We start from the raw sequence: 21,012 nt of genomic DNA, 5'->3' as shown, positions 1-21,012 counted from the left end.
GAAGGTCCTTTCATCGTGTCCGAGCCGGACACCGTTCAGGCCGACACCATCGTGCGCCGCTGGAGGCTGATCGCCTCTTCCTCCAGGTTCACCGCGGCGCGGGTCGGGTCCCACTTGATCGCCATGCAGGTGAGCAGGCCCACCAGCGGCACCACCGACAGGACCATCAGGCTGCTGCCCACTCCGATACCCGCCTGGAGCTGCGGGAACAGGTACAGGCCCGCAACCGATCCGAGGCTGCCGAGCATGCCGGTCACGCCGGTGCCCAGCGTGCGGATGTCGCTGCGGTACGACAGCGCCGCGATCGACTTGCCGTTGGGGCCAGGGCCGGCGGAGTGGAAGAAGATGAACAGCACCGGCAGCAGCGCGGCCAGCCCGATGGGCAGCTGCTTGAACGTCGCGCCCATCACCAGCAGGGCGACGAACACCATGGCGTAGCCGGCCATCGAACTGACCCGCAGGCCCAGCCGGCGGCCCGCGTAGGCCGACAGGCAGCCGCCGACGATGCCGACCGCGTTGAAGGCCATGGAACCGACCGTCGCCTTCTCGAACTCCCTGCCGAACAACTCGAGACTGATCACCGGCAGGTACCAGCCCACGGCGAAGTACTGCATGGCCTGGGTGAGGGAGATGACGGTCGACAGCACGGTCCTGGGCAGGTAGGGCTTGCGGAACAGGACGCCCGCGTCGCGCAACCCGACCTGGTGGGTGGCGCCCTGTGCGAGCCCGGCCTCCTGCGGCCCTTCCTGCGCGGCGAAGCCGTACATCCTGCGCAGGTTCGCCGCGGACTCCCGCAGCCTGCCCTTGGCGGCCAGCCAGGTGGGGCTCTCGACGAGGAAGACCAGTTGCAGGACGAACAGCGCGAGCGCGAAGGCGGCCGAGGAGCCGACGGACCAGCGCCAGATGTCGGCGCCGACGTCGAACTTGTAGAACAGCAGGGTCAGCAGCAGGTTGGTGGTCGTCGCGGTGTACCAGACGCCCTGCCAGAAGTTGAGCCTGCCCTTGAGGGAGGCGGGGGTGTACTCGGCGAGCAGCGCCATCGCCACGGCGAAGTCGATGCCGTAGGCGATGCCCACCAGGGCCCGCCCGGCGAAGACGGTCTGGAAGTCCGAGCCGGCCGCGGTCAGCAGCGCGCCGACCGCGAAGACGACCTTCGTCATCAGCAGCGGCCTGACCCGGCCGATCCGCGCGGCGAGCCAGCCGCCGAAGGGATTGGACAGGATGGCGATCGCCGGAGCCATCGCGGTGAGCACGCCGACCTGCGTGGGTGACAGGTCCAGCTGCTTCACCATGGGGGACAGGCCGGCTCCCAGCGCCGCGTTGGAGTAGGCGTCAAGGAACAGGCCCGCCAGGGCGAGGAACCAGATCCAGTTCGCCCTGCCGTTCAGGCTCTTGAGGGTGTCGATGAGGTTGGCCGCGTCGCCGGCGTCGCGGATGACCGCTGTTCTCGTGTGAGCGGAGCCTTCGTTCATGCCCAGCCGCCTTTCGGGGGGTGAATCCCTGCCAGCGGTCCAGAACGACAAAAAGCACAGACGAAGACCACTGACAGGAATGTCTTCGTCTGTGCCTGTCGGTTGCCGGGACGTTATTAGCGAACTGTCCGATTTGTCAAGTGTCGCGGGCTGGTTGTGAGCTGCCGCGGCATCCGCCCTAAAGTCACCTGGCATGGCCTATGTCGTGCAAGCTGTGTGGACCGCCCGCGCCGGTGAGGAGAACGCCGTCGCGGACATCATCCGGATCATCACCCCGTTGTCGCGCCAGGAACCGGGCAACCTCGGCTACCAGGCTCACGTCTGCGTCGACGACCCCCGAAGGTTCATGATCTACGAGCGGTACGTCGACGCCGCGGCCTTCGAGGCGCACCGCGCCTCCGCCCACTTCCAGAAATATGTCGTCGGCGACTGCCTGGCCCGGCTCGCCTCCCGGGAGGTCGTCGCCTACGAGCCACTCGACCCCTGACCCGCCCACCGGTGGACGGTGTCACCCCCAGGGAGCGGCGCTCACTGCCTGAAACGCCAAAGAAAGGTATGCGTCTGTCCCTTCATTGGAAATCAGCGCGATGGGCGGAATGGGGAACGGGCCCGGCAGGTTGCAGCACAACATAGCCGGATTTATCACATGATTCCGGGAAGCCAGTCCAGGGTGTAACCGATTCGACGTGGAGTGATCGCAATGATCGTGTTGAAGAACGTTCTCGCGTTCGGGGCAGCGGCGGCTTTCATCTTCGTGGGGCCGGCGACCCTGCCTCCCGAGATCACCGGCGCCGACACCGTGGCCGCGGTGCACTACACCGTATCCACCGCCGATCCCGGCCCTGGGAACGGTATCGGCCTGGGCGGCACCAATGCGGGCGGTGGCGGCAGCAACAGGAACAATTAATGAAATTTGTGAAATGCCATGAAAACAAGATGAAGGGGCGCCGGAAGTCATTCTTCTGGCGCCCCTTCATCGTTGCTGAAGACCTGTCGAGGTCGTCCAGGTCGAGCCCTGGCTTGCCGAGCGTCCATCGGCTCGCCTCAAGCGAGACCGCCTCTTAAAAATCTTGCATGTCAATGTCCGTTATCATGAAAGAGGCCCATCCGAAACGCAGAACCATGGCCCAGGAAGCGAGTCCCCCTCATGTCCGACTTCCCTCCGGCGGACGAAGACTCCCGCAGCTTCACCTTCCCCGGCGACCACGCCGGCACCGTCCCGTCGCTGCACCTGCTCGCCCTGACGGGCGCCCCCGACACCTCGTACGAGACAATCCGCCCGCAGTTGCGCGACACCGACACCCTGGCCTTCTGGCCGATGGTCGTGAACGGTGCCGACGTGGTCGCGGTCGGGATGAACGAGAAGGCCTTCCCGCTCGACCGCGAGAACGTCACCTGGCTCGCCCACCTGCTGGGCCTCGCGGACGACGCCCCGCACCAGTTCGTGGTGTCGATCGACCGCGACCTCGCCAACCCGGACTTCCTGAGCGTCGAGGTCGGCCTCGGCTGGGTCGAGCTCCGGCTGTACCAGGAGCGTGTGTACACCGGCGTCCGCGTGATCATCCCCGCCGACCACTGTGACGAGGTGCGCGAGGCGCTGACCGCGCTGACCGCGCTGCTCCCGCAGGCCCCGCACACCCTGGTCGGGCAGTCGGCCCGATGAGCGAGCTTCCGCAGCTCGTCGAGCGCGCCGCTCCGGCATCCCCGCGCCTCGGTCCGCGACGCGATCGCCACGGGAGTGCTCCGCTGATCCTCGCGGTCGTCGCGGACGGCTAGATCGCTCGCGCGTCGAGGCTCGCGAAGAACTTCTGGATGTCGGCCACCAGCGGATCGGGGGCCGCCATCGCCAGCATGTGGCTGGGGTGCTCGTGGTCTTCCCAGTGCACGATGTCGTTGGCGCGTTCGGCGATCCGGCGGAAGGCCGAAGGGCCGCCGTGGGAGACGCCTGTCGGCACCACGTTCTGGTCGATCGGCATGCCCGCCGCGCCCTCGTAGTAGGTCCACGACGACGACCCGCCGGTGCCCGTCAGCCAGTACAGGCTCGCGTTGGTGAGCACCAGGTCGCGGTCGATGGGCTCCTGCGGCGCCGACCCGTCGGGCCAGCCGTCGAACTCCTTGAACCTCTCCACCAGGTAGGCCAGCTGGGCGACCGGCGAATCAGCCCAGCCGTAGCTGAGCGTCTGCGGCCGGGCGGCGAGGTAGGGCGCGTAGCCGCTTCCTCCCGCGCCGCTCAGCATGTCGGCCAGCCATTCCACGCTGGCCCGCTCCTCCTCCGACAGCCCCTCGAGGTCGGCCGGGTCGCCGGTCGGCATGCCGAGGCCGCCGGTGATGTGCACTCCGACCACGTGTTCCGGGGCCAGCGCGCCGAGCTGCGGTGAGACCAGCGCGCCTGCGTCGTTGCCGTGGACTCCGTAGCGCTGGTAGCCCAGCCGGCTCATCAGTTCCGCCCACGTGCGGGCGACCCGCTCGATGTTCCAGGGCCGCTCGTCGGCGGGCTCGGGAAACGGGGAGAACCCGAACCCGGGCAGCGAGGGGGCGACCACGTGGAAGGTCCGAGACAGTGGGCCGAGCAGATGGGTGAACTCGGCGATCGAGTTCGGCCAGCTGTGCGTGATGATCAGCGGGAGCGCGTCGGGGTCGGCGGACCGAACGTGGAAGAAGTGCACGCTCTGCCCGTCGATGTCGGTGGTGAACTGCGGGAACCTGTTCAGCCGCGCTTCCTGGGCGCGCCAGTCGTAGTCGTCCGCCCAGTACCGCACCAGCTCCTTGAGGTACGAGACGGGGACCCCGCGGCTCCACTCGGCGCCCGGCAGGCGGCTGGGCCAGCGGGTGCGGGCCAGCCGGTCGCGCAGGTCGTCCAGGTCGGCCTGAGGGATCTCGATGCGGAAGGGCCGGATGTCAGTCACGTCGTGCGTCATGAAACCCACGCTAGACAGTAATGCGGAAAGGTTCTTTCCTCATTTGCCCGGCTGGTTCGTGATCTCGATTACCCAGCTGATCAGGGACGGCCGTAAGGGCTTCGAGCCGAGACGGCCGGCCATGCGTCGCGGGTGTCAGCGGTGCTCGGGGTCGCGGATCAGAAGGCGGTCAGCTCGCCGTACCTCCGCAGGATCGTGGCGAGGTCGCCCGGCTTGTCGCGGAGCGTGCCGTCCAGGAAGGCGACCGTGGTCTCCACGGTGACGCGCGGGCCGCCGGCGCGCCCGAAAGAGCCGACGAGCGCGGGCAGGGGCGGCAGGTACAGCGGGGAGTCGGTGAAGGTGAGGTGCGCCGAGCCGGGGACGGTGAGCCGGTAGCTCGGCGCCGTGCTCAACTGGAGCACCTGCGTGAGGCGGGAGAGGTAGTCCGCCTCCTCGCCCGGCGCGATCTCGTGGGTGAGCGCGAGCACGGGCTGGTCGAACGGGCGCGGAGCGGGGTCGCGGGGGAAACCGTCCAGGACGATGACGGCGGCGAAACGCGAGTCCTGGCGCGCGGCCTGCAGGGCGGCGGCGCCGCCGAGAGAGTGGCCGGTCGCCGCGGCCCGCCGGGTGTCCAGCCGTCCGGTCAGCGGGCCCTGGATCTCGCCGCGGTGCAGCCGGCCCAGCTGGGTGAGGGCGAAGCTGAGGTCGGCGGCCCTGACCGCCGTCCACCCGGCGGCCCGCCTCGTGTCCTCCGCGTCGTCGCCGGTCGCCTTGACCCGGGTGCGGACCGTCCGGCCGTCGGCCAGGGTGACGACGGCCGAGTCGTAGGGGTGGTCGATGGCCGCGACGACGTACCCGCGGCTGGCCAGTTCCTCGGCCCAGGCGGTGTTCTGGGTGCGTACGCCGCCCAGCCCGGGGGAGAACAGCACGATGGGGAACCGTCCGCCCTTGTCGGCCACCGGGGCGTCGGGCGTCGAGCGCGCGTACGCGCGCACCGCCTCGTCCAGCATGAAGCCGGGCACACCGAGGTAGTCCGCCGTGCCGTGGGCGACGAGCCGCGCCTCCTGCTCGGTGCGGCCGAGGTATCGCGCGGGCCGGGCTCCCTCGGGATTGCCGCGCGCGGGATACCAGAGCTGCACCACGACGGTGCGCGGGTCGTCGGGCTGGGCCGTGGCGGTCTCGTCGCGATCGGGATCGGTCCACTGGACGACGGTGGTGCCGACCCCGTACGCCCCCGACGGTTCGGGGAACACGGGCAGGGGAAGCGCCCACGCCGCCCCCGCCCCGGCGACGATCAGGGCCAGGCAGGCCGCCGACCCCGGCAGTGCCACCCACCACCGGGCCCGCCACCCGGGCCGCTCGGCACGCCGTCTCAGCACAGGGAGCGCAGCCAACGCGAGCGCCATGGCCCCGCCGGCGAGGACGGGGAGAAGCTGCCAGCGGATCCCGAGCACCGCCAGGACCGCCGCGGACAGCGCGAGCGCCCCGCCGGCGACCGTTCTGACGGGCCGGCGCGCGCCGGGCGGCAGCCAGCGGGCCAGCACCAGCATGACGGCGGCCACCAGGGCCAGGAGTTCCACGAGCGACAGCCCGAGTATCGTCACATCCATGTGATCATTCTTGGCGCGCCGCCCCTGCCTGGCATCGGCTCGAAGGTCCAGACCCGCGTGCCACCCTGGTATGACCTCCGAACGGCGGGTGCGATCAGGGTCGCATGGGGTCAGGTGACACGTCCCGTGGTCGGCGTCAGGGCACGCGCCAGTACTGTCGCTTGTCCCTGTCGCGCACGACGACGCCGATTCTGGTCAGTTCCTTGCGCAACTCCCTGGCGTCGTCGCCCTTGTCCCCCTTCAGCGCCTGGGCGCGGGCGGCGAAGACGGCGTCGGCGCCGTCGGGGAGGCCGGAGGCGCCGGGCACCCAGAGCCGGTAGGCGTCGTCGTGCGGGTCCGTCTCCGCCCAGCCGTACCCGTGCTTGGTGAAGGCTCTGGACAGGCGTTTCGCGCTCAGGTCGGTCTCCTCCCTCGCGGCCTCCCGGCCGTGATGGCCGAGCAGAACGAGCTGCTTGCCGTCCTTGAACGCCAGGGCGATCTCACCCCCGTCGACGACCTGGGTCTCGTCCCTGGTGGAGAGCGTCACCTGCGCGTCGGAGACGGCGACGGTCAGGGCTTCGTGCAGGGCGGTGAGACCCAGCAGCAGGCCCGCGACGGCGCCCACGGCGACGGCGCCGATGGTGAGCCCCGGCTCGGGGAACGAGCTGAGCAGCTTGGCCGGGCCCTGGAACGGCGCCCACGGCAGGGTCACGAGCCATCGCGCCAGCAGCTTCACCAGCCAGCCGACCAGGGCGCCGCCCGCGACGCAGACCAGCATCACGAGCAGGGCGGAGTCGGCGACGACGGTGGCCTCAGGATGTCTACCGGCTTTCACGTCATTCGAACATACCGTCACCGAAGGCCGGCCGGCGGGCGCGCGCCTCGACGGCGACCAAAGTCGGAAGACCGTCGACTTTGGGAGGGGGTGGTCAGGATCAGGCGACGCACACACGCGCGGGTCCGGGCGAGCCGCCGGGGTCCCGGCGGGTCAGTGCGAGCGTTCGGTCCCGACGAGGAGGACGCGGGAGCGCGCGTCCAGCGCGAGTGCGGCGCGCGTGTCGGCGTCCATGGACAGCAGCCCCGCCGCGCCCGCCGCCCCGCACGGCGAGAGCCGTACTCCCTGGCCGGCCAGGGAGCGTGCGGCGTCCTCGGCCTGCTCGTCGGTGATGGTCACGAACGCGTCGGCCAGGCGTGCGAGCAGCCGCCAGGCCAGCAGGGACGGCTCGCGGCAGTCGAGCCGCCCCAGCGTCGTCCGCCCGCCGCCGACCCTGGAAGGCCGGCCCTCCATCGCGCTGACCATCAGGCAGGGGGCGGCCTCCGGTTCCACGACGACGATCCTGGTCTCCTCGCCCCAGCGGTCGCGCACGTAGCTGGCGGCGGCGCCGGCCAGCCCGCCCACGCCCGCCTGGACGAACACGTGGGTGGGTGCCGTGCCGATCTCGGCGAACAACGTGGTGTAGCCGCGCATGATGTCGAGCGGGACGTCGGTGTAGCCCTCCCACGAGCTGTCGGCCACCAGCGGCGCTCGGTCAGGCCATGACATTCGTCGTGGAGGTCGAGATGGAGCGCGAACGGTCGGAGGTGCTCGACTCGTTCCGCTATCAGGTGGACGCCGACCCGAACGTGCAGCAGTGCTACTACGTGACGGGCGCCTACGACTTCGTGCTGATCGTGATCGCGCGGGACATGGAGGACTTCGAGGAGTTCACGCAGCGGACGTTCTTCGACAACACCAACGTCCGCCGCTTCACCACCAGCATCGTGATGCGTCCGGTCAAGGTCGGCCTGACACTGCCCCTGCCCATGCCGCGGACGTGACCGCCCGCGGCACGAGTCCGCCGGGAACGGCCACCAGGACTCCGGCCGGGCACTCACCCGGCCACGATCGCCGGGCGGGCCAGTTCGCGGTAGCGGCCGGAGTGGAAGACCAGTGGGTCCCCTCCGGCGCGCTGGTAGCGTTCCACCTCGCCGACGAAGATGTGATGGTCACCGCCGCCGAAGGTCGAGACCGTACGGCAGGCGAAGCCGGCCAGGGCGCCGGCCAGCATCGGCAACGGGTGGTCGAGCAGCTCCACCCCGGCGAACTTGTCCGGCGCGGGCGTGGCGAAGCGCCTGGACAACTCGCCCTGCCCCGCGGCCAGCACGTTGACCGCGAAGCGCCCTGCCCGCAGGAACAGCGGCGCGCTGGGGGCCCGGTCCGACAGGCACCAGAGCACCAGCGGAGGGTCGAGCGAGACCGAGGTGAAGGAGTTGACCGTCACCCCGGCCCGCTCGCCGTCGGCCACCGTGGTGACGACCGCCACCCCGGTGGCGAACTGCCCGAAGGCGTCACGCAGCGACCTCATGCCGCGACCCGGTCGAGATAGGCCTGGGCCAGGGCGCCGTCCATGAACCATTCGGCGTAGTCGGCCGGGTCGTCGAAGCCGTTGACGAAGCGGGAGGCGATGTCCTGGAACCGGCCTGCCGCGCCCAGAAGCGCCAGATGGTGCGGTTCGGCCGGGGCGAGCAGGGCGTTGGTCCAGCTCGTGACATGCCGGGCCTGCGCCCAGAACCGGTCGAAGGTCTGCTGCATCCACACGGCGTCGAACGGCCGGCCGCCGCGCTCCAGGATCGCCTGGAGGTAGATCGCCGCGCACTTGGCGGCGTTGTTGCTGCCCTGCCCGGTGATGGGGTCGTTGAGCACCACCACGTCGGCGACGCCCAGCACGGGCGCGCCCGAGGGCAGGACGGCGACGGGGTGACGCACCGTGGGAGCGAAGCGGCCGGTCAGCACGGCGTTGGCGTCGGTGAGCTCGATCCCGGCGCAGCGTTCGGCCTCCCAGGGGAGGAAGTCCGCCAGGATCCTGCGGGCCTGATCCAGATGCGCGCCGGGGCCGTCCAGGCCGCCCCAGCAGTCCATCGGGCCGCCCGGCGTACCCTCGAACACCATGATCTCGCAGGGGCCGGTGTGGGTCAGCGCGGGGAAGACGAAGTACTCGCCGAGGCCGGGCAGGAGGTTGAAGCAGACGGCCGAGTGTTCCGGGCGCGGCCGCAGTCCGTTGACGTAGAGGAGCGCGAGCGCGCGCTGCGGGCTGCCGTACGGCGAGCGGGCCGCGTCCCGCTGGAAGAGCGAGGCGACCTGTCCCTTGCCTGCCGCGACCAGGACCAGGTCGTACCGGGCGGCGTAGCGCTCGAGATCCTCGGCCGTCGCGTCATGGATGACGACCTTGCCGCCGAGTCGTTCGACCTCGGCCAGCCAGGCCGGCATCTTCATCCGCTGGTCGACCGAGACCGCGGGGGTGTGCAGCCGGGCGGACCAGCCGATCGCCTTGCCGCCCTCGGGGCCGGGCACCGACAGTTCGATGCCCTCGATGGGCGGGCAGGCACCGGCCCACCAGTCCAGGCCGAGGGCGCGCTCGTGCGCCTGGGCGGTGCCGAACATGGCCTGGCCGGACATCACCCGGCCGTCCCTGAGGGACTCGGCGGTGCGGTTGGACACGACGGTGACGTCGTAGCCGTTCTGGAGGAGGCCGATGGCCAGGTGCAGTCCGGCCTGACCGGCGCCGACGACGAGAATGCTGCGCATGGTGGGTGTTCCTTCTGTCAGATGGTGGTGTTCGATCGGCGCCTGATTCGAAGGTATGGCAGGCCCGCCGGCCGAGCCATCCGCTGAGCGCGGATGTCATCCACCTGGCGCGAACCGCAGCGTCTCCGAAGGGCTCTGGCCGAATCGGCGGCGGTACAGCGCGGCGAACCGCCCCTGGTGCAGGAAGCCCCAGCGGGCCGCCACCGTCGTGACCGTGGCCCGTGCGGGGTCCCCGGCCGCGAGTTCCTCGTGCACGCGCGTCAGCCGTACCTGCCTGAGGTAGGCCATCGGGGTGAGCCCGAGATGCGCGCGGAAGCCCTCCTGGAGCGAGCGGCCGCTGACCGCCACGGCCCTGGCGACGTCGTCCGTGGTGAGCGGGAGATGGGCGTGTCCCTCGATGAACTCCATGGCCCGGCGCACCACCTTCGGCAGCGCGGGCGGGCGGGGCGCGCTCAGCCGCTCCAGGTAGTTGGACGGCTGCATGGTGAGCAGCGAGGTGATCAGCGCGTTCTCCAGATGCGCGACGGCCAGCGGCTGGACGGCCAGCCCGTCGTCGTGCTCGGCCTCCCGGACGATCAGGTCGACCATGCCTCGCCAGGCCCTGGCCCAGCCCGCGGCCATGTCCACACCGAGATCGAAGATGATCGGCCGGTCGAGCGGCTCGCCCAGCATCTGCTCCAGCGAGCGCTCCATCGCGGTGCGCTCGAACTTGACCAGCAGCTGGGGGCAGCCCGCCGCCCAGCGCATGTCGAGGTGGCGCTCTGGTGAGGGCAGCGCGGCCGTGGACGGCGTGGAGACGATCTCCTTGTCGCCACCCCTGATCAGGCTGCGGCCGGCGAGGGGGAGCATGAAGAGGAAGAACGTGCCCAGGTCGCCCGGCTCGATGCGGACATCGGACCCGTAGTCGAGGTAGCTGACGCGGACCGATCCGAACTGGACGGAGTTGAACCGGGCCGACAGCGGGACGTCGTCTCCTGCCAGGTCCAGCCGGTGCGGGCAGAACACCTTGGCCACCTCGTCGCGGACCTCGTCGAGGTCGGTGCTGGCGAAGATCGGTCGGTTGCTGAGAAGCACAGCAGATGATCCCCGGTCCGTGCCCCGGCGTTCCAGGTAAAACGACGCACACCGACCGGCTTCATCAGGGCCGCGCGCCTCAAGAAGGGAGCCTGCTCTTCGCTTGATCGCCATCTCGTGTCAATGGTCCGGATCTCTACCTTTGTCACGCTGTCGGCCATGTCTCATGGCCTCTCACGACGTTCCCTCCTCGCCCTCGGCGCTGGAGTGGTCGCAGGTTCGCTCCTGCCCCCCTCTGTTCACCGCGCGCTGGCGATGCCCGTCCCCCAGGGCGGACTGTCCGCCATCAAGCACGTGGTCTTCCTCATGCAGGAGAACCGCTCCTTCGACCACTACTACGGCGGCCTGCGAGGCGTGCGCGGCTTCGGCGACCGCAACGCCGTACGGCTGAAGACCGGCAAGCCGGTCTTCGAGCAGCCCAACGGGGCGGGCAGCGTGCTGCCGTTCCCCGTCCGTGAGGCCGCCGACCTGGTCGGCAAGGACCTGCAGTGGATCAACGCACTCGCCCACGGCTGGAACGACGGCCAGCGGGCCGCGGCCCAGGGCTGGCACGACGGCTGGATCCCGGCCAAGAGCCCCGCCACCATGACCTTCTACCGCCGCGAGGACATCCCGCTCCAGTACGAGCTGGCCGACACCTTCACCATCTGCGACAACTACCACTGCTCCGTGCTGTCGTCGACGAGCCCGAACCGCAACTACCACGTCTCCGGCCACACCGGCTACGAGCCAGGCACCACGAAGCGCGCCATCGACAACGCCGCCTACTCCGAGGACACCCACAAGGGCTACACCTGGGCGAACGCCGGCGAGATCCTGCAGGCGGCGGGACGCTCGTGGAAGGTCTACCACGAGTGGGACAACTACCAGGACAACAACCTGGAGTTCTTCGCCCGCTTCCGGCAGATCGCCCGCAAGGCGCTGCGGGGCGACTACAAGAGCATGGATTCCTTCTACTCCGCGGTGCTCGGCGCGCCGGAGGCCGAACGGCAGCGACTGCTCGCCCGCCTGGACGAGGGCGTGGCCACGCTGGACGCCGAGGAGCGCGTCCTGTTCGACCGGGCGCTGCGCCGCGTGCCCGCCGAGCAGCTCGCGGCCGCCTTCCGTGCCGACGTCGAGGCCGGCACGCTGCCCGAGGTCAGCTACATCGTCCCCTCGGCCGCCGACTCCGAGCACCCCAGCGCCTCCTCGCCGATCCAGAGCGCCCGCATCACCTACGACATCCTCGACGCCATCGCCTCCCACCCGGAGACCTGGCAGTCGACCGCGGTGTTCATCACCTACGACGAGAACGACGGCTTCTTCGACCACGTGCCACCGCCGCTGCCGCCCGCCGAGCAGACCGACGACTGGTACGACGGCAAGCCCATCGGCCTGGGCATCCGCGTGCCGATGACGATCGTCTCCCCGTGGACCGCGGGCGGCTATGTCGCCTCTCAGATCTTCGACCACAGCTCCACCTGCCGCTTCCTGGAGACGTGGCTGGGCGTGCGCTTCCCCGACATCACCCCCTGGCGCCGCACGGTCGCCGGCGACCTCACCTCCGCCTTCGACTTCACCGGTACGGCACAGCCGCCCGCCCCGGCCCAGCCCGCCCAGGTGCCCGCCTTCAGCGGCCGGTGGAAGCCCACGCCCCCCGCGCAGCAGGCCATGCCGGAGCAGGAACCGGGCACCAAGCCCGCGCGAGCTCTGCCGTACCAGCCGAACGCCTGGGTCCGCGCGCTCGGGAAGGAACTGGAGCTGACGCTCGGCAACGCCGGCGGGGAGAGCATGCACATGACGCTCTACCCGTACCGGGGCGAGTTCGCGCTCCCGCTCCACCTGGACGTGCTGGGGGTGACCACCCGGCGGGTGCCCGTGGACGGCGCCTATGACCTCGTGCTGACCGGGCCGAACGGGTTCCGGCGGGAGTTCGCCGGTTCCCTTGCGGGCGCGGCGGGCCGGGTCGAGGTGCGCTCGGTGATCGACATCGACCCGCGCAAGGTGCGCGTCGAGATCGCCAACCTGGGCGACGCGAAGGTCAAACTGGACGTGCGGGCACTCGCCTACGGGGACAAGGAGCAGGCCGTACCGCTCGGGCCCGGGCAGTACAAGCAGGTGGTGTGGCCGGTGGAGGACGCCCAGGGGTGGTACGACCTGGAGATCACCTGTGCGGACGATCCGTCGTTCCGCCGCCGCCTGATGGGCCACGTCGAGAACGGGAGGCCGAGCATCACCGGCTAGCCGAGCCTGCGGCGTGAAGAGAGCGGCGGCCCCGGTCATGGGGCCGCCGCATCGGCGTTTTCGCCGAGCTCAGGCGGCGGCTCCGCCCACGCGCACGCGCGGCGAAGATCTCCTTTCATATCCTCGTCCAGCCGGTGGCGTCATGGTCCGCCGCGAACGGCCGCTCATCCGTACCCGCCGGAGGCGGCGTCCGACTCCACCGGCCGTGAAAGCGGAACGCCTCATCGGTTGAGTGAGAGATGTGACTGCCAATTCGACGGTCCCGGATCTCGCCGATCCGCGGGGGACGGTCAGCGACGAGGTCCTGGTGGAGCTCTCGCGCCGGACACCCGAGCGGTTCGGCGAGATCTACGACCGGTATGTGAGCGACATCCACGCCTACCTGGGCAGGCGGCTCGGCCCGCAGGCCGCTGACGACCTCACGGCCGAGGTGTTCCTGGCCGCGTTCAGGAAGCGTGAGACGTTCGATCCCCGGCGTGGCGCGGTCCGTCCCTGGCTGTACGGCTTCGCCGGCAACGTCATCGCGCTGCACCGGCGTGCTGAGCTCCGGCGGCTGGCGGCGCTGCAGCGCAGCGCGGGCGGGGACGACGCCTGGGAGCACAGCCACGAGGACGGCGTGCTCACCCGCGTGGACGCCGTGAGCGCACAGGGGCGGCTCGCGGCCGAGCTGCTCGCGCTGTCCGACGGAGACAGGGACGTGCTGCTGCTGAGCGCGCTGGGCGAGCTGAGCCATGAAGAGGTGGCCAAGGCGCTGGACATCCCGTACGGCACCGTCGGATCCCGCCTGTCCCGGGTGCGAAGGAAGCTCCGTGCCGCCCTGGGCGGCGTCAACCCCTTGCGTGGAGGCTCTGATGAATGACTACCAGGCGGTGCGGGAACTGCTGCCCGCGCCGCCCCTGTCGCCCGAGGTCGAGCGGGCCGGACGCGAGCGGCTGGCCGGCGCGTTCGCCCAGGAGCGGGTACGGCGGGGCCGCAGAGCAGCCAGGTGGGGCGCGTTCGGGCTCGTCCTGGCCGGGGCCGCCGCGGCGGCCATCGCGATCGCGCCGACGACGCCCCCGAAAGCGCCCGCCACCTCTGGCACGGTCGCTCACGCGGACGGCAAGCGGTTCCTGCTGGTCGCGGCGGAGTCGGTGGCTGCCATGCCTGACGAGGGCGCGTGGTGGGGCCGTACGGAGGTCAACGGCCGGCAGTTCCGCGAGCCTGGCGGCCGGTACGTCCTGCGCGAGAGCGAGTCGGTCGAGACCTGGATCCCCGCGGACCCTGAAGGGCGCACCTGGTACCGCCAGACGCCTCAGGGAACCAAGCCCGCGACGCCCCAGGACGAGGCGGCCTGGCGCGCCGACGGCTCGCCGACGTCATGGACGTACGACAAGCCCTCGCAAACGGGACGCGCCGGTGTCGTCCGGGCGGAGCCCGGCGAGCAGTGGACCTGGTCGACCGAGGACTGGGACTTCCGGATCCTCACAGCGGGCAAGCCGCTGACCAAGATGAGTGAGGTGCCCGACACCCCCGAGGGGCTCAGGGCGTTCTTCGACGCCGACGACCGTACGACCATCGACACCGCGGCGCGGCTGCTGTTCTTCGCGCCGGTGACGAGTGAGACCAGGGCCGCCGCCTACCGGCTGCTCGCCTCAGCGCCCGGCGTCACCACCGTCGGGCAGGTAAGCGACGCGCTGGGCCGTGCAGGGCAGGCGATCGAGTACGAGTCCGGCGAGTTCGCCCCGCCGGACTACGCGGGGGCGACCAGGACCCGGCTGGTGATCGACCCCGTCTCCGGCAGACCACTTTCCATCGAAACCCGCGCCGTCGCAGACGGCCTGCTCCTGATGTACACCGCGATCCAGGACAGCCGCTGGGCGGACGACAACCCGTTGAAGGAGAACGAATGAGATCCACCCTGACCCTTACCGTCGCCGCTGGGCTGATCTTCGCCGGCGCGGGCGCCGCCCCGGCGTCCGCCGACGCGCCGAAGGGGGCGTACTGGCGGGTCGAGACGGTCTTCACCAGGACTCATCCCCACGCGGTCGGCAGTGGCTACCACCTGACCGAGCGCAGCGTCAGCGTCGACTGGCTGTCGCCCGAGGGCAAGAGCTGGGGCGGATACAGGGAGCTGGGGGCCAGGCCCGCGACCGAGAAGGACGAGGCGGCCTGGCGCGCCGACGGGTCGCCGACCACATGGGCTTACCGCACGGAGGGCATGAAGATCCGTCTGTCCACCGAACCGGGCAAGGGCTTCGTCGGGACGGACAAGAAGCGGCCTGACGGGTTCCGCCTGGGCGAGAAGTACGTGACCTTCCAGCAGCTCCAGTCGTTGCCCACTGACGTCGAGGCGCTCAGGAAGTACCTCGTCGCGGACGTCAACGCCTGGATCGACAAGTCCGCGGAAGAGGCCAAGACCACCGCCCCGAAGGCGACGAAGAACGACTGGCTGGTCAACCTCGACCGATACGTCGCCGGGATGGCCACCGAACTCCTGTACGTGAACCCCGCGCCCGACAAGGTCAGGGCGGCCGCCTACCAGGTACTCAAGACCACCAAGGGCGTCAGCGACCTCGGCCGGGCGAAGGACCCGCTGGGCCGCCCCGGCCAGAAGCTGGCGCTGCCGGTTCCCTCCAACAAGGACTCGGTGCTCAAGCAGCAACTCCTCGTGGACACCGAGGCCATGACGCTGCTGGCCGAGTACACCGACCTCAAGGACGGCGGCAAGGCGGTGCTCGGCAAGTCCGGCGTCAAGACGTTCGAGGCCGGGTGGACGAACGACAAGCCTGCGGTTCCCGACGCGCGCTGATCGGTTGCCGCGGTCCTGACGCCCACGTCAGGGCCGCGGCCGCTGCGGTCGCTCCACGTGTCAGGCGTCGAATCGGCGGCGTGAGGACTCGATGTGCGCGAGGTACCGGTGGGTCCAGTCACACATTCCATGGACCGTCTCTCGTAGGGCTCGGCCCGGCTCGGTGAGGGTGTACTCCACCCGCGGCGGCACGGTCGGATGCACTGTCCGCCCGACCAGGCCGTTGCGCTCCAGCATGCGCACGTTCTGGGTGAGCATCTTGTGGCTGATGCCCTCGACCTCGTTCCGCAACTCGCCGAAGCGCAGGGTGCCCTCTCCCAGAGCCTCGATGATCAGGAGCGCCCACTTGTTGGCGACGTCCGAGAAGATCTCCCGCGCCAAGGAGTCCGCGCGCGTCAGATCCGCTTCTTCGGGTGAGCCCCTGAACTTCTTGGTCACCATAAGGTTCCTCAGTCACTGAAAAGTGCGTTCTTCCATGTCAGCGGACACTCTCCTACAGTTCCCGAGTTACCACAAGAGACCACGAGGCGGTCGTGGTCCGGTGGAAGCGAGCCCACGGGCTCTGACGACAAGGAGAAGGTCAACATGGCCATCACACTGGTGAACCCCGGCGGATTGCCGGAAATCGACGCCTACCGGCAGGTGTCGATCGCGTCTGGGTCGAAGCTGGTCTTCATCGCGGGGCAGGTCGCCTGGGATGCCGATGGAGTCACGGTCGGCGAGGGCGACCTCGCCGCTCAGGTCGAACAGTGCTACCTCAACATCGGCACCGCCCTGGCCGGGGTCGGTGCCTCCTTCGACGACGTGGCGAAGCTGACCGTCTACGTGGCCGACTGGACTCCCGACAAGATGCCCCTGTTCCTGGAGGGCGTCGCCCGGGCGGCCGCGAAGCTCGGGGTCACTCCGGTACCGCCGGGCACGCTGCTGGGCGTTGCCTCACTGGCCGTACCCGGCCATCTGGTCGAGGTCGAGGCCACCGCGGTCATCGACTGACCCTCGAGCTCGTTCTTGCCTCGACGCCTCCCACCGTGAGCGGGTTCCGCCGGTCCGGCCGAACCGATCAGAGGCCTTCCGTTCGGCCTTCGTCACCCGCTGCGGCGCCCTGCCTGGGCGCTCAGGCACGAACGCGAGGGGGCCGCCTTGAGTGACTCGACTCCACGTCACAGGCGTCGGCCGATCGTGAGGACGGCCGACCAGTGGCGGGTGAGTCGTCCGTCAGGGCGTGCGGCGAGGAGGCGGCGTACCTCCTGGTAGAGGTGCTCCCGCTTGGCGGGCTCCATGGCGATATGGCCGGAGAACGTGTCGAGCAGAGCGATGTATTCGTCCGCCGTGTAGCGCAGGGCCCACACATAGCGCCGGGTTCCGACCACCGCGAACTGTCCGGAGGCGTCGAACTCGGCGGCGATGGGGTCGGGCTGGTCCTCGGGCGCCGGCCACGGGCCGGGATGGCCTTCGCCGATGTCCTCGTAGACCTTCGTGTGCTTTGGCCGAGGCGAAGACGGCGTCACAGCTCGTCGCGGTACCAGGCCTCGGCCTCGGCGTTCAGCGCGTTCTCGTCCGGCTTCGGCGGTCGCGCCTGACCGATCCAGCGGAGCAGACACCCCGCGAGCTGGGCCACGTTCTCCGGCTGCGCGGACCCATGGACGGTGAAGTACGTGACGATCGGGCCGGTGAGGGGATCGTCCACGTCACAGTGGGCGCACACCAGAAGTTCACTGGTGCCGCGAACCTGGTTGCCCGACGCGTTCGTCCAGGTGTGGGGGAGGCGCAGGACGGCGAGGACGTCGCCGGTACGGCATCGCGGGCACGCCCGGCCGCGGCTCATGCCTGACCGATCGCGCCGGCGCCGAGCAGGGCCTTGACATCGCCGTGAAACGCCGGCTGCGGTGTGACCTGGAAGGGCTGGAGGTTCAACAGCACGCTCTTGGCGCCGTGGCGGTGGACGAGCACGTGCACGGGTGCTCGGCCGGGATGGGCGGTCAGGATGTACTTCAACTCCTGGACGAGCCGCACGTTCAGCTGGGCTTCCTGGATCGAGATCACCACAGGCGGCCCGGTGTGCGCCTGGGAGACGTCGAGGAGGGTGATCTCCTCACCGTAGACGCTCATCGTCTCGTCGCGTACGTTGATCCGTCCTCGCATGGATATCACGCGGTCCTGAGCAAGCGCTTCGCCGTACAGGGTGTAGGTCTTGGGGAAGATCAGGCACTCCACGGCGGCGTCGTGGTCTTCGAGGGTGACGATCGCCCACGGGCTGCCCTGCTTGGTGACCTTGCGTTGCAAGCCGGCGATGATGCCGCTGACCCGGGCCGGGCCGTCCTGCCGCCCGGAGGCGAGCAGGTCGGCGATGGTGGTGTCGCGGTTGGCGGCCAGGGCGGGTTCGGCGCCGTCGAGTGGGTGGCTGGAGACGTACAGGCCGAGCATCTCGCGTTCGAAGGCCAGGAGGCCGGCCTTGTCCCACTCGCCCTCGGGGATCGCGATCGAGAAGGCGGTGCTCTGGCCCGGCTCCCCGAACAGCGAGTCCTGGCCGTGGGCCTCGTTTCGCTTGACGTCGGCGATCGCGTCGACGGCCTGCTCGTGGACCGCTACCAGGGCCTTACGGTGATGGCCCAGGCTGTCGAAGGCGCCGGCCTTGGCGAGTGACTCGATGACGCGCTTGTTGCAGACGACGGAGGGCACCTTGGCCAGGAAGTCGTTGAAGTCGGCGTAAGGGCCCTTGGCCTCCCGGGTGGTGACGATGGCGTCCACGACGCCGGCGCCGACGTTGCGGACGGCTCCCAGGCCGAAGCGGATGTCGGAGCCGACGGCGGCGAAGTCCAGTCGGCTGGCGTTGACGTCGGGAGGCAACACCCTGATGCCCACGCGTCGGCAGTCGGCCAGGTAGACGGCCATCTTGTCCTTGTCGTCGCCGACCGAGGTGAGCAGCGCGGCCAGGTACTCCTGCGGGTGGTTGGCCTTGAGGTAGGCGGTCCAGTAGGAGATCAGGCCGTACCCGGCGGTGTGCGACTTGTTGAAGCCGTAGCCGCTGAAGGGGACCAGGACGTCCCAGACCGCCTTGATGGCCTCCTCGGAGAAGCCGTGTCCGCGCATGCCCGCCGAGAACCTGTCCCATTCGGCGTCCAGGACCTCCTTCTTCTTCTTGCCCATGGCTCGGCGCAGCATGTCCGCAGCGCCGAGGGAGTATCCGGCGAGCCGCTGGGCGATGGCCATCACCTGCTCCTGGAAGACCACCAGATGGAAGGTGTCGCCCAGGATGGGCTCCAGAGCCTGCTCCAGCTCGGGGTGGATCGGCTCGACCGGCTGCCTGCCGGTCTTGCGCAGCGCGTAGTTGGTGTGGGCGTTCATCTCCATCGGGCCTGGCCGGTACAGCGCGTTCACCGCGGCGATGTCGGTGAACGTGGTGGGCTGCATGAGTCTCAGCAGGACCCGCATGCCGGCGCTGTCCAGTTGGAAGACCCCGAGCGTGTCACCGCGCGCCAGCAGTTCGTACGTCGTCGCGTCGTCGAGCGGGGTCTCCAGGATGTCGAGGTCGACGCCCTTGTTGGCGCGGACGTTCGCGATCGCGTCACCGATGACGGTGAGGTTGCGCAGGCCGAGGAAGTCCATCTTCAGCAGGCCCATGTCCTCGGCCTGCGTGAACGGGAAGCCGGTGATGACCGGTCCGTCGGCCTTGGGCTTGACCAGCGGGACCACGTCGACCAGAGGCTCGCTGGACAGGATCACGCCCGCGGCGTGGATGCCGGTACCCCGGGTGAGGCCCTCGAGGCCGGCCGCGGTATCGATCACCCGCTTGACGTCGGCATCCTGCTGGTAGAGCTGGCGCAGTTCGGCCGCCTCGCCGTGGCGGGCGTGGCGGGAGTCGTGGATCGCGGCCAGCGGGATCTCCTTTCCGCCGTCGGCCGCGGGGAAGCTCTTGGTGATGCGGTCGCCCAGGGCGTACGGCAGGCCCAGCACCCGGCAGGAGTCCTTGATGGCGGCCTTGGCCTTGATGGTGCCGAAGGTGACGATCTGGCAGACATGGTCCTCGCCGTACTTGCGGGTGACGTAGTCGATCACCTCGTCGCGCCGCCGGTCGTCGAAGTCGAGATCGACGTCCGGCATGGAGATGCGTTCGGGGTTGAGGAACCGCTCGAAGATCAGCTTGTGCTCGATCGGGTCGAGCTGGGTGATGCCCGTGCAGTACGCGACGATCGAGCCGGTGGCGGATCCGCGGCCGGGACCCAGGCCGATGCCGTTGTCGCGGGCGTAGCGGCAGATGTCGGCGACCACCAGGAAGTAGCCGGGAAAGCCCATGGTGTCGATGACCGACAGCTCGTAGTCGATGCGGTCGAGCACCTCCTGCTGCGGGTCGCCGCCGTAGCGGCGGCCTGCCCCCTCCAGGGTCTCCTTGCGCAGCCAGCTCGACTCGCTCTCGCCCTCGGGCACGGGGAAGCGCGGCGTCAGGTCCCGATGGGCGAACACCTCGCCGTAGTCGCCGACCCGCTCGGCGATCAGAAGCGTGTTGTCGCACGCGCCCGGCACCTCGCCGTCCCACAGGGCGCGCATCTCCTCGGCCGGTTTGATGAAGTAGCCGGTACCGCTGAAGCGGAAGCGGTCTTCGTCGGCGAGCCGCTTGCCGGTGCCGACGCACAGCAGCGCGTCATGCGCCCCGGCCTGGCTCTCGGTGACGTAGTGGGAGTCGTTGGTGGCCAGGGGCGGCAGGCCGAGCTCCCTGCCCAGCTTGAGCAGTTGCTCGCGGACCCGGCGCTCGATCGCGAGGCCGTGGTCCATCAGCTCCAGGAAGTAGTTGTCCTTGCCGAAGATGTCGCGATAGCGCGCGGCGGCCTCGACGGCCTGGGCGTACTGGCCGAGCCGCAGCCTGGTCTGCACCTCCCCGGACGGGCAGCCGGTCGTGGCGATGATCCCGTCGCCGTGTTCGGCGAGCAGCTCATCATCCATGCGCGGATATTTCTGGACGTGCCCTTCGAGCCAGGCCCTGGACTGCAGGCGGAAGAGGTTGCGCAGGCCCTGGGCGTTCGCCGCCCACATCGTCATGTGCGTGTACAGGCCGCGGCCGGAGACGTCCCCGCCCTCGCCGGTGTCGTCGTCGGACCGGCGCAACGAGAGGTTGTCGCTGTAGAACACCGGCTTGCGATGGTGCCGCGAGGCGGGAGCGACGTAGCTCTCGATGCCGATGATCGGCTTGATGCCCGTCTTGCGCGCCGTCTGGTAGAACTCGTACGCCCCATGCACGTTGCCGTGGTCGCTCATCGCCACGGCCGGCATGCCCAGCCGTGCCACCTCGTCCATCAGCAGGCCGACCTTGGCCGCCCCGTCGAGCATGCTGTACTCGGTGTGCACGTGGAGATGCACGAAGGATCCCACCGGAACCACGCCCCTCGGTTGTAGGCTCAGCCGCGAACCC

At 69.8% G+C, this 21,012-nt stretch carries 21 protein-coding genes; 9 read left to right on the top strand and 12 right to left on the bottom strand.

The features are described 5' to 3' along the window. Positions 1-35: 35 nt before the first annotated feature. Complete coding sequence (locus tag AC3EO4_RS32285; protein WP_379567888.1) at positions 36-1,472, bottom strand: MFS transporter; 1,437 nt, start codon at positions 1,470-1,472, stop codon at positions 36-38. 193 nt (positions 1,473-1,665) lie between these two features. Between AC3EO4_RS32285 and AC3EO4_RS32280 the strand changes: the two genes are divergently transcribed. The 3 genes from AC3EO4_RS32280 to AC3EO4_RS32270 all read left to right on the top strand — a co-directional run bounded on the left by AC3EO4_RS32280 (position 1,666) and on the right by AC3EO4_RS32270 (position 3,135). After that, the gene (locus tag AC3EO4_RS32280; RefSeq protein ID WP_379567886.1) at positions 1,666-1,959 is read left to right on the top strand and encodes a putative quinol monooxygenase; all 294 of its coding nucleotides are present in this window, start codon (positions 1,666-1,668) and stop codon (positions 1,957-1,959) included. Between the two features lie 213 nt (positions 1,960-2,172). Continuing rightward, positions 2,173-2,379 (top strand): hypothetical protein, encoded by a 207-nt coding sequence (locus AC3EO4_RS32275; RefSeq protein WP_431899133.1) that lies wholly within the window; start codon positions 2,173-2,175, stop codon positions 2,377-2,379. A gap of 240 nt (positions 2,380-2,619) precedes the next feature. Then, positions 2,620-3,135, top strand: a complete 516-nt coding sequence (locus tag AC3EO4_RS32270) for a hypothetical protein (RefSeq protein WP_431899132.1) — start codon at positions 2,620-2,622, stop codon at positions 3,133-3,135. Positions 3,136-3,244: 109 nt separating this feature from the next. Here AC3EO4_RS32270 and AC3EO4_RS32265 read toward each other — a convergent pair whose 3' ends face one another. The 4 genes from AC3EO4_RS32265 to AC3EO4_RS32250 all read right to left on the bottom strand — a co-directional run bounded on the left by AC3EO4_RS32265 (position 3,245) and on the right by AC3EO4_RS32250 (position 7,501). Beyond that, positions 3,245-4,390 carry an epoxide hydrolase family protein gene (locus AC3EO4_RS32265; protein ID WP_431899130.1) on the bottom strand — a complete coding sequence of 382 codons (1,146 nt, stop codon included), beginning with the start codon at positions 4,388-4,390 and terminating at the stop codon, positions 3,245-3,247. Positions 4,391-4,548: 158 nt separating this feature from the next. Next, positions 4,549-5,979, bottom strand: coding sequence for an alpha/beta hydrolase family protein (locus AC3EO4_RS32260; RefSeq protein WP_431899128.1), 1,431 nt, complete (start codon positions 5,977-5,979; stop codon positions 4,549-4,551). Positions 5,980-6,115: 136 nt separating this feature from the next. Further along, positions 6,116-6,793 (bottom strand): YqeB family protein, encoded by a 678-nt coding sequence (locus tag AC3EO4_RS32255; RefSeq protein WP_431899126.1) that lies wholly within the window; start codon positions 6,791-6,793, stop codon positions 6,116-6,118. 153 nt (positions 6,794-6,946) lie between these two features. Continuing rightward, positions 6,947-7,501 carry a pyridoxal-phosphate dependent enzyme gene (locus tag AC3EO4_RS32250; RefSeq protein ID WP_431899124.1) on the bottom strand — a complete coding sequence of 185 codons (555 nt, stop codon included), beginning with the start codon at positions 7,499-7,501 and terminating at the stop codon, positions 6,947-6,949. Here AC3EO4_RS32250 and AC3EO4_RS32245 point away from each other — a divergent pair. After that, a complete protein-coding gene (locus AC3EO4_RS32245; RefSeq protein ID WP_431899123.1) occupies positions 7,495-7,776 on the top strand; it encodes an Lrp/AsnC ligand binding domain-containing protein in 282 nt (93 codons plus the stop codon). The two genes, AC3EO4_RS32250 and AC3EO4_RS32245, sit on opposite strands and share 7 nt — an antisense overlap. Before the next feature lie 53 nt (positions 7,777-7,829). Here the strand turns inward: AC3EO4_RS32245 and AC3EO4_RS32240 are convergent, their stop codons facing one another. From AC3EO4_RS32240 to AC3EO4_RS32230, 3 genes are all read right to left on the bottom strand, one after another. Continuing rightward, entirely contained in the window at positions 7,830-8,303 is a 474-nt protein-coding gene (locus tag AC3EO4_RS32240) for a flavin reductase family protein (RefSeq protein WP_379567872.1), read from the bottom strand. Then, entirely contained in the window at positions 8,300-9,523 is a 1,224-nt protein-coding gene (locus AC3EO4_RS32235) for a styrene monooxygenase/indole monooxygenase family protein (RefSeq protein WP_431899122.1), read from the bottom strand. The genes AC3EO4_RS32240 and AC3EO4_RS32235 overlap by 4 nt, the downstream gene beginning before the upstream one ends. 96 nt (positions 9,524-9,619) lie before the next feature. Next, positions 9,620-10,597, bottom strand: a complete 978-nt coding sequence (locus AC3EO4_RS32230; RefSeq protein ID WP_431899120.1) for an AraC family transcriptional regulator — start codon at positions 10,595-10,597, stop codon at positions 9,620-9,622. Positions 10,598-10,756: 159 nt separating this feature from the next. On the opposite strand from AC3EO4_RS32230, the gene AC3EO4_RS32225 reads away from it, so the two are divergent. From AC3EO4_RS32225 to AC3EO4_RS32210, 4 genes are all read left to right on the top strand, one after another. Then, entirely contained in the window at positions 10,757-12,820 is a 2,064-nt protein-coding gene (locus tag AC3EO4_RS32225; protein WP_379567866.1) for a phosphocholine-specific phospholipase C, read from the top strand. A 241-nt stretch (positions 12,821-13,061) separates the two neighbouring features. Continuing rightward, positions 13,062-13,679: an RNA polymerase sigma factor gene (locus AC3EO4_RS32220; protein WP_431899118.1), complete on the top strand. Its 618-nt coding sequence runs from the start codon at positions 13,062-13,064 to the stop codon at positions 13,677-13,679. Beyond that, complete coding sequence (locus AC3EO4_RS32215) at positions 13,672-14,709, top strand: hypothetical protein (protein WP_379567862.1); 1,038 nt, start codon at positions 13,672-13,674, stop codon at positions 14,707-14,709. Before AC3EO4_RS32220 ends, AC3EO4_RS32215 begins: the two co-directional genes overlap by 8 nt. Next, complete coding sequence (locus AC3EO4_RS32210) at positions 14,706-15,608, top strand: hypothetical protein (protein WP_431899116.1); 903 nt, start codon at positions 14,706-14,708, stop codon at positions 15,606-15,608. The genes AC3EO4_RS32215 and AC3EO4_RS32210 overlap by 4 nt, the downstream gene beginning before the upstream one ends. A gap of 60 nt (positions 15,609-15,668) precedes the next feature. Here the strand turns inward: AC3EO4_RS32210 and AC3EO4_RS32205 are convergent, their stop codons facing one another. Next, the gene (locus AC3EO4_RS32205; protein WP_431899114.1) at positions 15,669-16,049 is read right to left on the bottom strand and encodes a winged helix-turn-helix transcriptional regulator; all 381 of its coding nucleotides are present in this window, start codon (positions 16,047-16,049) and stop codon (positions 15,669-15,671) included. A 144-nt stretch (positions 16,050-16,193) separates the two neighbouring features. Here AC3EO4_RS32205 and AC3EO4_RS32200 point away from each other — a divergent pair, with 144 nt between their 5' ends. After that, positions 16,194-16,601 (top strand): RidA family protein, encoded by a 408-nt coding sequence (locus AC3EO4_RS32200; protein WP_431899112.1) that lies wholly within the window; start codon positions 16,194-16,196, stop codon positions 16,599-16,601. Positions 16,602-16,768: 167 nt separating this feature from the next. Here AC3EO4_RS32200 and AC3EO4_RS32195 read toward each other — a convergent pair whose 3' ends face one another. From AC3EO4_RS32195 to dnaE, 3 genes are read right to left on the bottom strand one after another with little or no spacing between them, the layout of a single operon-like run. Continuing rightward, positions 16,769-17,116: a hypothetical protein gene (locus tag AC3EO4_RS32195; RefSeq protein WP_431899111.1), complete on the bottom strand. Its 348-nt coding sequence runs from the start codon at positions 17,114-17,116 to the stop codon at positions 16,769-16,771. Next, entirely contained in the window at positions 17,113-17,433 is a 321-nt protein-coding gene (locus AC3EO4_RS32190; protein ID WP_431899109.1) for a DUF6300 family protein, read from the bottom strand. Before AC3EO4_RS32190 ends, AC3EO4_RS32195 begins: the two co-directional genes overlap by 4 nt. Beyond that, entirely contained in the window at positions 17,430-20,960 is a 3,531-nt protein-coding gene (gene dnaE, locus AC3EO4_RS32185) for a DNA polymerase III subunit alpha (RefSeq protein ID WP_431899107.1), read from the bottom strand. Before dnaE ends, AC3EO4_RS32190 begins: the two co-directional genes overlap by 4 nt. Positions 20,961-21,012: the final 52 nt, after the last annotated feature.

It is taken from the genome of Nonomuraea sp. bgisy101 (assembly GCF_057708945.1).
Note: the sequence above shows the minus strand (reverse complement) of the source record. Positions and strands in the feature narration are given on the sequence as shown.